Origin of the sequence: uncultured Tepidimonas sp., assembly GCF_938045175.1 — a bacterium.
Classification (GTDB): Bacteria; Pseudomonadota; Gammaproteobacteria; order Burkholderiales; family Burkholderiaceae_C; genus Tepidimonas.
This window is the reverse complement of the sequence record NZ_CALIND010000006.1, coordinates 1-12,797: the sequence shown is the minus strand read 5'-3', so window position 1 is coordinate 12,797 and position 12,797 is coordinate 1. Positions and strand designations below refer to the sequence as shown.

At 66.2% G+C, this 12,797-nt stretch carries 10 protein-coding genes; all 10 read left to right on the top strand.

Going from position 1 to position 12,797, the window contains the following annotated elements; all coding sequences use genetic code 11:
- Nucleotides 1-296 precede the first annotated feature (296 nt).
- A complete protein-coding gene (locus tag Q0716_RS00485; protein WP_299018507.1) occupies nt 297-1,379 on the top strand; it encodes a pilus assembly protein PilM in 1,083 nt (360 codons plus the stop codon).
- Nucleotides 1,376-1,987 (top strand): PilN domain-containing protein, encoded by a 612-nt coding sequence (locus Q0716_RS00480; RefSeq protein ID WP_299018505.1) that lies wholly within the window; start codon nt 1,376-1,378, stop codon nt 1,985-1,987. Before Q0716_RS00485 ends, Q0716_RS00480 begins: the two co-directional genes overlap by 4 nt.
- Before the next feature lie 18 nt (nt 1,988-2,005).
- Nucleotides 2,006-2,692 (top strand): type 4a pilus biogenesis protein PilO, encoded by a 687-nt coding sequence (locus Q0716_RS00475; RefSeq protein ID WP_299018504.1) that lies wholly within the window; start codon nt 2,006-2,008, stop codon nt 2,690-2,692.
- Nucleotides 2,689-3,249, top strand: a complete 561-nt coding sequence (locus Q0716_RS00470; protein ID WP_299018502.1) for a pilus assembly protein PilP — start codon at nt 2,689-2,691, stop codon at nt 3,247-3,249. Before Q0716_RS00475 ends, Q0716_RS00470 begins: the two co-directional genes overlap by 4 nt.
- 44 nt (nt 3,250-3,293) lie before the next feature.
- The gene (gene pilQ, locus Q0716_RS00465; protein WP_299018500.1) at nt 3,294-5,435 is read left to right on the top strand and encodes a type IV pilus secretin family protein; all 2,142 of its coding nucleotides are present in this window, start codon (nt 3,294-3,296) and stop codon (nt 5,433-5,435) included.
- Nucleotides 5,435-5,983, top strand: coding sequence for a shikimate kinase (locus Q0716_RS00460; RefSeq protein ID WP_299018509.1), 549 nt, complete (start codon nt 5,435-5,437; stop codon nt 5,981-5,983). The genes pilQ and Q0716_RS00460 overlap by 1 nt, the downstream gene beginning before the upstream one ends.
- Nucleotides 5,984-5,993: 10 nt before the next feature.
- Nucleotides 5,994-7,166, top strand: coding sequence for a 3-dehydroquinate synthase (aroB, locus tag Q0716_RS00455; RefSeq protein ID WP_299018498.1), 1,173 nt, complete (start codon nt 5,994-5,996; stop codon nt 7,164-7,166).
- Nucleotides 7,144-8,319: a deoxyguanosinetriphosphate triphosphohydrolase gene (locus Q0716_RS00450; RefSeq protein ID WP_299018496.1), complete on the top strand. Its 1,176-nt coding sequence runs from the start codon at nt 7,144-7,146 to the stop codon at nt 8,317-8,319. The genes aroB and Q0716_RS00450 overlap by 23 nt, the downstream gene beginning before the upstream one ends.
- An 18-nt stretch (nt 8,320-8,337) precedes the next feature.
- Nucleotides 8,338-9,072 (top strand): transposase, encoded by a 735-nt coding sequence (locus tag Q0716_RS00445; protein WP_299018494.1) that lies wholly within the window; start codon nt 8,338-8,340, stop codon nt 9,070-9,072.
- A 93-nt stretch (nt 9,073-9,165) separates the two neighbouring features.
- On the top strand, nt 9,166-12,797 hold a 3,632-nt coding region (locus Q0716_RS00440), incomplete at its 3' end, for a glutamate synthase-related protein (protein ID WP_299018492.1).

The following is a 12,797-nucleotide window of genomic DNA, read 5'->3' as shown; positions in this document are numbered from 1 at the left end:
GCGTGCCCAGAGCGCCCAGCAGCGCGCGCAGCCAGAGGGGGCGGGCGCGATTCGCAGGCGTGGGGGGTGGAACGGATTGGGACATGGCAGCGAGGGCGAGCGCTGCATTATAGAAATCCCCCCGCCGGCGCATGCGCCATGAGCCAGTGGGGGCACAGCGGTGTCGGCTGACGACAACAAAAGAGTGGGGGATCGCTCAATAGGCGAAAATTTTCTGGCCGCCAGGGCTTAGTGCTGCTAGGATTGACCACATAAGTTATGCCAGTAGCGGGCCACGTGGCCCATGGGGGTGGGATTTGATTGCACTCGGATCATGGTGGAGCCGCGAGCCTGCGCCGCTGCTCGGCATCGACATCAGCGCGACGACGCTCAAGCTGGTCGAGTTGGGCCGCCGGCGCGATGGGGGCTATGCGCTGCTGCACTGTGCGATCGAACCCTTGGAAAAAGGCTGGATCGTCGAGGGCAACATCGAGAAATTCGATGAAGTGGCCGAGGCCATGCGGCGCCTCGTGCGCAAGGCGGGCACCAAGACGCGCGACGTGGCGCTGGCACTGCCCGGCTCGGCGGTCATCACCCGCAAGGTGCATCTGCCCGCCGGTCTGCCCGAGGATGTGCTGCAAATCCAGGTCGAGGCCGAGGCCGCGCAGTTGATCCCTTTCCCTCTGTCGGAGGTGGCGCTCGATTTTTGCGTCATCGGGCCGTCTGCCAATGCGCAGGGATACGACGAAGTTTTGGTGGCGGCTGCACGCAAGGAAAAGGTGGCGGATCGCCAAGGGGTAGCCGAGGCCGCCGGCCTGCACCCCGTGATCATGGATGTCGAGCCCTACGCCTCGCGCCTGGCCGCGCGCCGGGCGATCGAGCGGCTGCCCAATGGCGGCAAGAACCTGCTCGTCGCCCTGTTCGAGATCGGCTCGCAGTCGACGGCGCTGCAGGTGATTCGCAACGATGAAATGATTTACGAGCGCGACCAGCCCGTCGGCGGGGCGGCGCTGACGCAGCTCATCGCGCGCCAGTATGGTCTGTCGATCGAAGAGGCCGAGCAAAAGAAAAAGCTCGGGTCGGGCTTGCCGGCCGACTATCCCCAGCTCGTGCTGCAGCCTTTTTTGGACATGCTGGGGCAGGAGTTGGGCCGGGCACTGCAGTTTTTCTTCACCAGCACGCCGTACAACCGGATCGACCACGTCCTGTTGTCCGGCGGGTCGGCCAGCCTGCCCGGTATCGCCGAAGCGGTCATGGCCCAGACGGGGTTTGTGGCGCGCGTGCTCGATCCTTTCGAAGGCATGACCTTGCCGCCCAGCGTGCCGGCGGCCCGCCTGGCTGTGGAGGCGACGTCGTACCTGGTGGCCACCGGACTGGCGCTGCGGAGGTTCGTGTCATGATCGCCATCAATTTGCTGCCCCACCGCGAGTGGGCGCGCAAGAAGCGGCGCGAGGCGTTTTACCTCCAGCTCGGCTTGGCCGTGGTTGGCGCCATCGGCATTGCGGCCGTGGTGTATGGGGTGTACGAGGCCCGCATCGCGATGCAGGAGGGGCGCAACCGGCAGTTGCAGGCGGAAATCGCCAAGCTCGATGGGCAAATCAAGGAAATCGCCACCCTGCAGACCGAGCTCGACGCGCTCAAGGCTCGCCAGGATGCCGTGCAAAGCCTGCAGGCCGACCGTAACATGCCCGTGCACCTGCTCAACGAAGTGGTGCGACAGCTCCCCGATGGTGTCGTCGTGCGCTCCCTCAAGCAAGACGGCGACGCCATCACCCTCGGCGGCGTGGCCCAATCGCAAGAGCGCGTTTCGGAGCTGTTGCGCAACCTGTCGGGGCGCAGCCCGTGGCTGCATCAGCCGCAGCTCATCGAGATCACGGCGGGCACCATGAACTTCAATCCGGGTGGGCAGCGCCGCGTGTTCAACTTTTCGCTGCGTGTGCAGCAGCGCAAAGGCGAGGCTGGCGGTGCGGCGGGTTTCGCCCCAGCCGGTCAGGGCGCAGCGGTCTGATTCCCAGCGGGCGACTCCATGGCTTCCAAACGCACTTCCCCTTCTGTCGACTGGTCTGCCCTGCAGCAGCGTCTGCAGGCGCAGTTCAGCGGGCTCGACCCCAACGACCCGTCGCGTTGGCCGCCCCTGCCGCGGGCACTCCTGCTGCTGGCCGTGACGGGTTTTGTGCTTGCGGGGCTGTGGTATGCCTGGCTGTCCGAGCGCAGCGACGCGCTGCAGGCCGCCCAGCAGCGCGAGGGTGAGTTGCGCGCGCAGTACACCCAGAAGGTGGCCAAGGCGGTGGCGCTCGATGCGCTCAAAGCCCAGCTCGAACAGGTGCGGCAGTACGTGGTCCAGCTCGAGAAGCAGTTACCCAACCGCGCCGAGATGGACGCGCTGCTGTCCGACATCAACCAAGCGGGTGTCGGTCGCGGCTTGCAGTTCGAGCTGTTTCGTCCTGGGCAAGAGGTGGTGCGTGACTACTATGCCGAGCTGCCCATCACGGTGCGCGTCAGCGGCTCCTACCACGACATCGGGATGTTCGTCTCCGACGTCGCGCACCTGTCGCGCATCGTCACGTTGGGCAATCTGGCGCTCAACCCCGCCCCCAACCGCAACGACTTGCTGGTGATGGAGACGACGGTGCGCACCTACCGCTATCTGGACCCGGATGAGGTGTTGGCGCAGAAAGCGGCCACCAAGGCGGCGCAGGGGGGCAAGAAATGACGGGTCGTCCGCTTTCCTGGTCGGTCCTGGCGCTGGCTGTGCCGCTGGCGGCCTCGGGCCTGTTGTCCGGGTGCGCCGATGGCGAGCGTGACGACCTGAGCCAGTGGATGGCGCAGCAGCGCGCGTCGGCGCAACCCAAGGTACCCGCCGTGCTGCCTCCGAGCAGTTTTACGCCTCAGGCGTATCTGGGCAGTGAGGCCGTATCGCCCTTCAGCGAAGAGCGCTTGACCCGCGTGCTGCGCAGTGACACATCGGCCGCGGCATCACGTCTGATCGAGGCCGAAATGCGGCGCCCGCGCGAGCCGCTGGAGGCGTTCCCGCTCGATGCGATGGCCATGGTCGGCCTGCTCGACAAAGGTGGCCGACGGGTGGCGTTGGTGCGGGTCAATGGCCTGCTGTATCAGGTCAGCGTGGGCACCCGTCTGGGGCAAAACTTCGGGCGGGTGACCGCCATTACCGAGAATCAAATCGCGCTGCGCGAGATCGTGCAAGACGCCACTGGCGAGTGGATCGAGCGCACGGCGACCCTGCAGTTACAAGAAGGAACCGGTCCATGACCTCGAGCCTCACAACCCGACACAACGCCCCCGGGCGATCGAGCGTGACGCGGGGGCTGCGCCGATGGGCGCCCTTCTTCGCCGTGGCCGCTGCCGCGCTGCAGATGGGGTGGGCGCATGCGCAGGGCGCCATTCGGTCGGTCAGCGCCAACCTCTCCGGTGGACTCGAGGTCGTTCGGATCGAAACCGCGCAACCGCTCAAGGAGCTGCCCGCCGCGTTCACCATCCAGACGCCGGCACGTATCGTGCTCGATTTCCCCGGCGCCGTCAATGCCACGGGTCGCAGCACCATCGAGGTCAACCAGGGCAACCTGCGTTCGGTCAACCTGGTCGAGGCAAGCGGGCGCACGCGGCTGGTGCTCAACCTCAACCGCGCCGTTCCATACGACACCGAGTTGCAGGGCAACGTGCTGGGCATCCGGTTGCAAAACCCGCCGGCGGTGGCTGGCACGGCGCCGTCGGCAGTCGGCGGCACCACCTTCGACGCGGGCAGTAGCGCCACCGGCATGGCCGCCCTCAACGATATCGACTTCCGGCGCGGCGACGAGAGCACCGGGCGTGTGATCGTCGAGCTGGGCAACCCGCAGACCGGCGTCGACGTGCGCCAACAGGGGCGCAACCTGGTGGTGGAGTTTTTGCGCACCACGCTGCCCGAAGGGCTGCGCCGACGGCTGGACGTGGCGGACTTCGGCACGCCGGTACGCATGATCACCGCCACCCAAGTCGGTGACCGTGTGCGCCTGTTGGTCGAGCCCGCCGGTGACTGGGAGCACAGTGCGTACCAGAGCGACAACCGGTTCGTGCTCGAGGTGCGGCCGGTCAAGGCCGATACGAACAAGCTCGTCCAGGGGCCCAAATACAGCGGTGAGAAGTTGTCGCTGAATTTCCAGAATATCGACGTGCGCGCACTGCTGCAAGTGATCGCGGACTTCACCAACTTCAACATCATCACGACCGACACCGTGCAGGGCAACCTCACGCTGCGCCTGAAAGACGTGCCGTGGGACCAAGCGCTGGACATCATTCTGGAGTCCAAAGCGCTGGGCATGACGCGCACAGGCAACGTCATTCGCGTCGCGCCCAAAAAGGAACTCGATGCCGAGGCCGTGGCGCAGCGCGAGGTCAACAAGAAACTCGAAGAGCTCGAACCCTTGCGCACCGAGGTATTCCGCCTCAATTTCGCGAAGGCGGAGGAGGTGGCCAACACCCTCAAGGACGCCACCGCCAGCGGTAGTGGTGACAACCGTGCCACCAACCGCATCCTGTCGACCCGCGGGTCGGCGATCGCGGACGTGCGTACCAACCAGGTTTTCGTGACCGACGTCGCCGGTCGGCTGGAGTCGGTGCGTGACTACATTCGCCGCGTGGACAGCCCCAAGCGGCAGGTGATGATTCAGGCGCGTATCGTCGAGGCGACGGAAGGGTTTGGCAAGTCACTGGGGGTCCGCCTCGGTGTTGGCGGGCAGCGTCTGGTTCTGGGATCTGTCGATGGCAGTCGCATCAATGCGAATGTGGGTGGGAGCTACAACCAAATCGGTGCATCGCCAAGCTCGCAAACCTTGTCCGGTAATCCGCCAGCGGCGATGGTCAACCTGCCTGCGCCCAACGCTTTGGCGACGGGTGCGGCAGTTCCAACGTTTGCAGCCTCCATCTTCAGCCCCAATGCCACTCGATTCCTAACGTTGGAGTTGTCGGCGCTCGAGTCGGATTCTCGTGGTCGGATCATCTCCAGCCCTCGGTTGGTGACGGGTGACTTGAGTAAGTCCAAGATCAAACAGGGCGATCAACTCAAGCTCATCCTGCCTGGCGGCAACGACGCTGCCCCACGTGTAGAGACGGTCGATGCGAATTTGCAGCTCGACGTTGAGCCCCAGATCACTCCTAGTGGGAAAGTTTTGCTGAAACTCAATATCACAAAAAATCGTGTGCAAAGTTTGAGTGCGGCTGGGGCGAGTCTCGCAGTCAAAGAAATCAACACGGAGGTGATGGTCGACAATGGTGGTACCGTCATGATTGGTGGGATTTTTGAACAGGAAGAGTCCAATGATGTGGATAAGGTTCCTGTCCTCGGCGATCTCCCCGGAATTGGTAATCTTTTCAAGGTGCGGGCCAACAAGGTGGAGAAAAAAGAGACGCTGATCTTCATTACTCCGGTCATTTTGGAAGGCCAGGATACCGCGCAGTGATTCGATTGGTTTTGATTGGCCTGCCCGGCGCGGGCAAGACCACCGTCGGCCGCCAGCTCGCGCGGCGGCTGCAGGTGCCGTTTCTCGATTCCGACCAGGTGATCGAGGAGCGCATCGGCTGCAGCATTCGCGAATTTTTTGAGCGCGAGGGCGAGCAGGCCTTTCGCGACTTGGAGGAGGCGGTGATCGACGAACTCACGCAGGGCGGGCCGTGCGTGCTGTCCACCGGTGGGGGGGCAGTGTTGCGGCCCGCGAACCGGCAGCGGCTGCGCGAGCGGGGGCGGGTGTTTTATCTGTGTTCGACCCCTGATGCCTTGATGCGCCGCCTGCGCCACGACCGCACACGCCCGCTGCTACAGGTGGCCGATCCGGCGCAGCGGTTGCGCGAGCTGTATGCGGCGCGCGACCCGCTGTATCGCGAGACGGCGCATTACGTGATCGAGACGGGCCGCCCGTCGGTCGCCACGCTGGTCAACACGATTTTGATGCAGCTGGAGTTGGGCGCCGATGCGGCTGTGCCGGATTCGGCCGCCGGCGCGGCCCGCTAAACTCGGGGGTATGGTCGCCTCCCGTTCTTCCGTCGATCCGGCGCCGCCGGCCACCCTGTTGCACACCGTCACCATCGAGCTGGGCGAGCGCAGCTACCCAATATTCATTGGGCACGGCCTGCTCGACGACCCGCAGACGTGGGGTGGGCTGCCGCGGGCCTCGACCGCGGTCGTGGTCAGCAACGAGATCGTCGCGCCGCTGTACGCGGCGCGGCTGCGCGCGGCGCTCGCGCCGCATTACGCCCGCGTGCTGGAGGTCGTGCTGCCCGATGGCGAGGCGACCAAGGATTGGGCGACGCTGAACCGGATTTTCGATGCGCTGCTCGCGCACGGGTGCGATCGCAAAACCGTGCTGTTGGCGTTGGGCGGCGGCGTCGTCGGCGACATGACCGGGTTTGCCGCCGCCTGCTACATGCGCGGGGTGCCGTTCGTGCAGGTGCCCACGACGCTGCTGGCGCAGGTGGATTCGTCGGTGGGCGGCAAGACCGCGATCAACCACCCGTTGGGCAAAAACATGATTGGCGCCTTTTATCAGCCGGTCAGGGTGGTGTGCGACCTGGCGACGTTGGCGACGCTGCCCGAGCGCGAGTATTGCGCCGGCCTGGCGGAGGTGATCAAATACGGGCCGATCCACGACACTGTGTTTTTGGACTGGATCGAGGCCCACATCGAGGCGTTGCGCTCGCGCGAGCCGGCGATCGTGGCCCATGCGGTGCGCCGCAGTTGCGAGATCAAGGCGGCCGTGGTTGGGCAGGACGAGCGCGAGTCGGGCCTGCGAGCGATCCTCAATTTTGGGCATACCTTCGGTCACGCGATCGAGGCCGGACTGGGCTATGGCCAGTGGTTGCACGGCGAGGCGGTGGGCTGCGGCATGGTGATGGCCGCCGTGCTGTCGCAGCGGCTGGGGTTGGTGTCGCCAGCGTATGTCGAGCGGCTGACGCGCCTCGTCGCGGCGGCGGGGCTGCCCACACGCGCGCCGGTGCTGGCGCCCGACAACGCGGCGCGCTACCTGTCGCTGATGCGCGTGGACAAAAAGGCCGAGGCGGGCGAGATCCGCTTCGTCGTTGTCGATGAGCACGGCCAGGCGTTCGTGCGTGCGGTGCCCGACGCGGTGGTGGCCGAAGTGATCGAGGCCTGCCCGGCGGGTGGAGGCGACACCGATGCTGGCACCCTACGCGTGTGATCCGGCACGCAGTCGCGGCCGCCGTCACCCCGAGCCGGCGGCGCCGTCGCGCAACGATTTTCAGCGCGACCGGGATCGCGTGATCCACTCGACCGCGTTTCGGCGCCTGGTGTACAAAACCCAGGTCTTCCTCAACCACGAGGGCGACCTGTTTCGCACGCGGCTGACCCATTCGCTGGAGGTGGCGCAGCTAGGGCGCAGCATCGCTCGGCCGCTGGGGCTGCACGAGGATTTGGTGGAGGCGATCGCGCTCGCGCACGACCTGGGTCACACCCCGTTTGGGCACGCGGGGCAAGACGCGCTCAACGCCTGCCTGCACGAGGACACGGGCCCAGCGGCGCTGGAGCCACCCGGCGAGGACGAGCCGTATGGCGGCTTCGAGCACAACCTGCAGAGCCTGCGCGTGGTGGATGCGCTGGAGGAGCGCTACCCGGACTTCGACGGTCTGAACCTGTGCTTAGAGACACGCGAGGGCATCCTGAAGCACTGCTCGCGCGCCAACGCCCAGTGGCTGGAGGCGCGCGAGCCCGGCGGCGTAGGGGCCCGCTTTCTGCGCGGGCAATCGCCGTCGCTGGAGGCGCAGTTGGCCAACGTGGCCGACGAGATTGCCTACAACGCGCACGACATCGACGACGGCGTGCGCAGCGGGCTGCTGACGCTGGAGCAGCTGGAGGCGGTGGCGCTGTTCGACCACCACCGGCGTGCTGCCTTGGCCGATCATCCACGGCTACAGGGCCGGCGGTTGCTCTACGAGACGATCCGCCGCATGCTCAGTGCCCAGGTGTGCGATGTGATCGACGCCACGCGGCAGGCGTTGCGCGAGGCCGACGTCCGCTCGCTCGACGACGTGCGATCGCGCGCGCCCCTGCTGGGCTTTTCGCCCGCGATGCGCGAGGCGTCCGCCGCCCTCAAGCGGTTTTTGCTCACGCACTTGTATCGCCATCCCCAGGTGTTGGAGACGACCGGACGGGCGCGGCGTATCGTGGCTGATCTGTACCAGGCCTATTGCGCCGATCCGTCGCTGCTGCCAACGGGTGCCCGGCGCCCCGGGCTGTCGCTGCGGCGGCAGGTGGCGGACTACATCGCCGGCATGACCGACCGGTTTGCGATCCGTGAGCACGAGCGCCTGACCGGCGAGCGGCTGTTTACCTGACGCACGGAGCCCGGCGACATGGCACGCTTGCCCCGGCTGGCGGTGACGGACGCGGCCCATCTGGTGGTGTGGCGCGGGCACAACGGGCAGCCCGTCTTTGTCGACGACGACGACCGCCAAGCGTGGCTGGCGTCGATGGCGGAGGGCGCAGTGCGCGAGGGCGTGGAGTGGCATGGCCACGCGCTGCTGGTGTCGGCTCTTTGGATGCTGGTCACACCGTGCTTCGACGGGGCGCTGTCGCGTTGGATGCAGGCGCTCGGGCGAACCTATGTGCGCCGCTTCAACCAGCGCCATGGGCGGCGCGGCACCCTGTGGGACGGTCGCTACCGGGCGGCGGTGCTGGCGCCCGACTGGGTGCTGCCGACATTGGTCTTTTTGGACCAGGAGCCGGTGAGCGAGGGATTGGCCGCCACGCCGGAGGCCTGGCGTTGGTCGAGTCACCGCCATTACGTGGGCGCCGAGCCGCAGCGGGCCGTGACGCCCCCTGCCGCCTGGTGGTCGCTGGGCGACACGCCGTTTGCGCGCGAAGCCGCTTACCGCCGCCTGGTGCAGGAGGGGCTGTCCCGGCAGCAGGCGCAGCGCCTGCGCGAGGCCGCTCTCAAGGGGTGGCCGGTAGGGGATGCCACCTTTTTGGCGGCGTTGCAGGCCCAGACTGGCCGCCGCACCGAACCGGCGCGGCCTGGGCGCCCCCGCAAGGTGGTCAATGATCTGTCCCCAAATAATTCCGAGAAGGCCGCGGTGCCAATGAAATAGTGATCTGACCCCAAAAAAAGTGCTTGCCCGTTATGCTGCAATGCACTATCCTGTGGCCCTTCGTCTTTCGTCAACCCGGCCAAGGAGTCAGGCGTGACCGCTACCCCCCAATCCACTGCCGAGCAGCACGGGCTGTACTGCGCTGCCCATGAACACGATGCCTGCGGTGTCGGCTTCGTCGCCCACATCAAGGGACACAAGAGCCACGACATCGTCACCCAGGCGCTCAAGATTCTGGAAAATCTCGACCACCGCGGCGCGGTCGGGGCTGATCCGCTGATGGGTGACGGCGCGGGCATCCTGATCCAGATCCCGGACCAGCTCTACCGCGAGGAGATGGCCAAGCAGGGCGTGACCCTGCCGCCGCCGGGTGAATACGGCGTGGGCATGATCTTTTTGCCCAAGGAGCACGCCTCGCGCCTGGCTTGCGAGCAAGAGATGGAGCGCGCGATCAAGGCCGAGGGCCAGGTGCTGCTGGGCTGGCGCGACGTGCCGGTCAACCGCGACATGCCGATGTCGCCCGCCGTGCGCCAGACCGAGCCGATCATTCGCCAGGTGTTCATCGGCCGCGGCAGCGACGTCATCGTGCAAGATGCGCTCGAGCGCAAGCTGTACGTCATCCGCAAGACGGCCAGCGCCGCCATCCAGCGCCTGCAGCTGACGCACAGCAAAGAGTACTACGTGCCCAGCATGAGCAGCCGCACCGTCGTCTACAAGGGGCTGCTGCTGGCCAACCAGGTGGGTGAGTACTACCGCGACTTGCAAGACCCGCGCTGCGTCTCGGCGCTGGGGTTGGTGCACCAGCGCTTCTCCACCAACACCTTCCCCGAGTGGCCGCTGGCGCACCCCTACCGCTACGTGGCGCACAACGGCGAGATCAACACCGTAAAGGGCAACTACAACTGGATGCGCGCGCGCGAGGGCGTCATGAGCTCGCCGGTGCTGGGCCCGGATCTGAAGAAGCTCTACCCCATCAGTTTTGCCGGGCAGTCGGACACCGCGACGTTCGACAACTGCCTGGAGTTGCTGGCGATGGCGGGCTATCCACTGGCGCACGCGGTGATGATGATGATCCCCGAGCCGTGGGAGCAGCATACGCTGATGGACGAGCGCCGACGCGCGTTCTATGAGTACCACGCCGCGATGCTGGAGCCGTGGGATGGGCCGGCGTCGATCGTGTTCACGGACGGGCGCCAGATCGGGGCCACGCTGGACCGCAACGGCTTGCGGCCGTCGCGCTATTGCATCACCGATGACGACATGGTGATCATGGCGTCCGAATCGGGCGTGCTGCCGGTGCCCGAGAGCAAGATCGTGCGCAAGTGGCGCTTGCAGCCGGGCAAGATGTTCCTCATCGATCTGGAGCAGGGCCGCATGATCGACGACGAGGAAATCAAGGCGACCCTGGCCAACGCCAAGCCGTACAAGCAGTGGATCGAAAACCTGCGCATCCGCCTAGACGACGTGGAGCGCCCGGTGGCCGGCGACGACGAGGCCAGCGTCAAGGCGGTGGCGGATGAATCGTCCCAGGCGGCGATGGAGCGGGTGGACGCCAACCTGCTCGATATGCAACAGGCCTTTGGCTACACGCAAGAGGACATCAAGTTCTTGATGGCGCCGATGGCCCAGAACGGCGAAGAAGGCGTGGGCTCGATGGGCAACGACAGCCCGCTGCCGGTGCTGTCGGACCGGCCCAAGCCGCTGTACAACTACTTCAAGCAGCTATTCGCGCAGGTCACCAACCCGCCGATCGACCCGATCCGCGAAGCGATCGTGATGTCGCTGGTGTCGTTCATCGGCCCCCGCCCCAACCTGCTCGACATCAACCAGGTCAACCCGCCGATGCGGCTGGAGGTCAGCCAGCCCGTGCTCAGCGACGCCGACATGGCCAAACTGCGCGACATCGAGCGCCGCACCGGTGGCAAATTCCGCAGCACCACGCTGGACATCACCTACCCGGTTGCCTGGGGCAAGGAGGGGGTCGAGGCCAAGCTCGCCTCGCTGTGCGCGGAGGCGGTCGACGCCATCCGCAGCGGCAGCAACATCCTCATCGTCAGTGACCGCGGCGTCAACCGCGAGCGGGTGGCGGTGCCCGCGCTGCTGGCGCTCTCTGCCATCCACCAGCACCTGGTGCGCGAGGGGCTGCGCACCGCCACCGGTCTGGTGGTGGAGACGGGCAGCGCGCGCGAGGTGCACCACTTCGCGGTGCTGGCCGGCTACGGGGCGGAGGCGGTCTACCCCTACTTGGCGTTCGAGACGCTGCGCGCCATCCACAAGGATTTGCCCGGTGACCTGTCGGCCGACAAGGCGATCGCCAACTACATCAAGGCGGTGGGCAAGGGGCTGTCCAAGATCATGTCCAAGATGGGCGTGTCCACCTACATGAGCTACTGCGGCGCGCAGTTGTTCGAGGCGGTGGGCATCAACAGCGCGACCATCGACAAGTACTTCACCGGTACGCCCAGCCGGGTCGAGGGCATCGGCGTGTTCGAAATCGCCGAGGAGGCCATCCGCTGGCACCGACAGGCGTACAGCAACGACCTGCCGATGCGCGACATGCTCGACGTCGGTGGCGAATACGCGTGGCGCGCCCATGGCGAGCAGCACATGTGGACGCCAGATGCGATCGCCAAGCTGCAGCACGCCACGCGTGCGGGCAACTTCGCCACCTACAAAGAGTACGCGCAGCTCATCAACGACCAGTCGCGCCGGCACATGACGCTGCGTGGGCTGTTCGAGTTCAAGGTCGAGCCGGCCAAGGCGATTCCGATCGACGAGGTCGAGCCCGCGTCCGAGATCGTCAAGCGCTTCGCCACCGGCGCCATGTCGCTGGGGTCGATTTCCACCGAGGCGCACACCACGCTGGCCATCGCGATGAACCGCATCGGCGGCAAGTCCAACACCGGTGAGGGGGGCGAGGACCCGGCGCGTTACCGCAACGAGCTCAAGGGCATCCCGATCCGCAAGGGCGAGACCGTGGGTTCGATCATCGGCCGCGACAAGGTCGAGGTCGACATCGAGCTGCAAGACGGCGACAGCCTGCGCTCCAAGATCAAGCAGGTGGCCTCTGGCCGATTTGGTGTGACGGCCGAATACCTGGTGAGTGCCGACCAGATCCAGATCAAGATGGCGCAGGGTGCCAAGCCCGGCGAAGGCGGTCAGCTGCCCGGCAGCAAGGTGTCGCCCTACATCGGCTATTTGCGCTACTCCGTGCCGGGCGTGGGCCTGATCAGCCCGCCGCCGCACCACGACATCTACTCCATCGAGGATTTGGCGCAGCTCATCCACGACCTGAAAAACGTCAACCCGCGCGCCGACATTTCGGTCAAGCTGGTGGCCGAGGCGGGTGTGGGGACGATCGCCGCTGGCGTGGCCAAGGCCAAGGCCGACCATGTGGTCATCGCCGGCCATGACGGCGGCACGGGCGCGTCGCCCTGGTCGTCCATCAAGCACGCGGGCAGCCCGTGGGAAATCGGCTTGGCCGAGACGCAGCAAACGCTGGTGCTCAACCGCCTGCGCGGTCGCATCCGCGTGCAGGTGGACGGGCAGATCAAGACCGGGCGCGACGTCGTCATCGGCGCGCTGCTGGGGGCCGATGAGTTTGGCTTCGCCACCGCGCCGCTGGTGGTCGAGGGCTGCATCATGATGCGCAAGTGCCACCTCAACACCTGCCCGGTGGGTGTGGCCACGCAAGACCCGGTGTTGCGCCGCAAGTTTGCCGGCAA

Excerpts from the sequence above, each read along its gene's own strand:
- Q0716_RS00480 (WP_299018505.1), top strand. The coding sequence starts at position 1,376 with ATGATCGCCATCAATTTGCTGCCCCACCGCGAGTGGGCGCGCAAGAAG.
- Q0716_RS00475 (WP_299018504.1), top strand. The coding sequence starts at position 2,006 with ATGGCTTCCAAACGCACTTCCCCTTCTGTCGACTGGTCTGCCCTGCAG.
- Q0716_RS00470 (WP_299018502.1), top strand. The coding sequence starts at position 2,689 with ATGACGGGTCGTCCGCTTTCCTGGTCGGTCCTGGCGCTGGCTGTGCCG.
- aroB (WP_299018498.1), top strand. The coding sequence starts at position 5,994 with ATGGTCGCCTCCCGTTCTTCCGTCGATCCGGCGCCGCCGGCCACCCTG.
- Q0716_RS00450 (WP_299018496.1), top strand. The coding sequence starts at position 7,144 with ATGCTGGCACCCTACGCGTGTGATCCGGCACGCAGTCGCGGCCGCCGT.
- Q0716_RS00445 (WP_299018494.1), top strand. The coding sequence starts at position 8,338 with ATGGCACGCTTGCCCCGGCTGGCGGTGACGGACGCGGCCCATCTGGTG.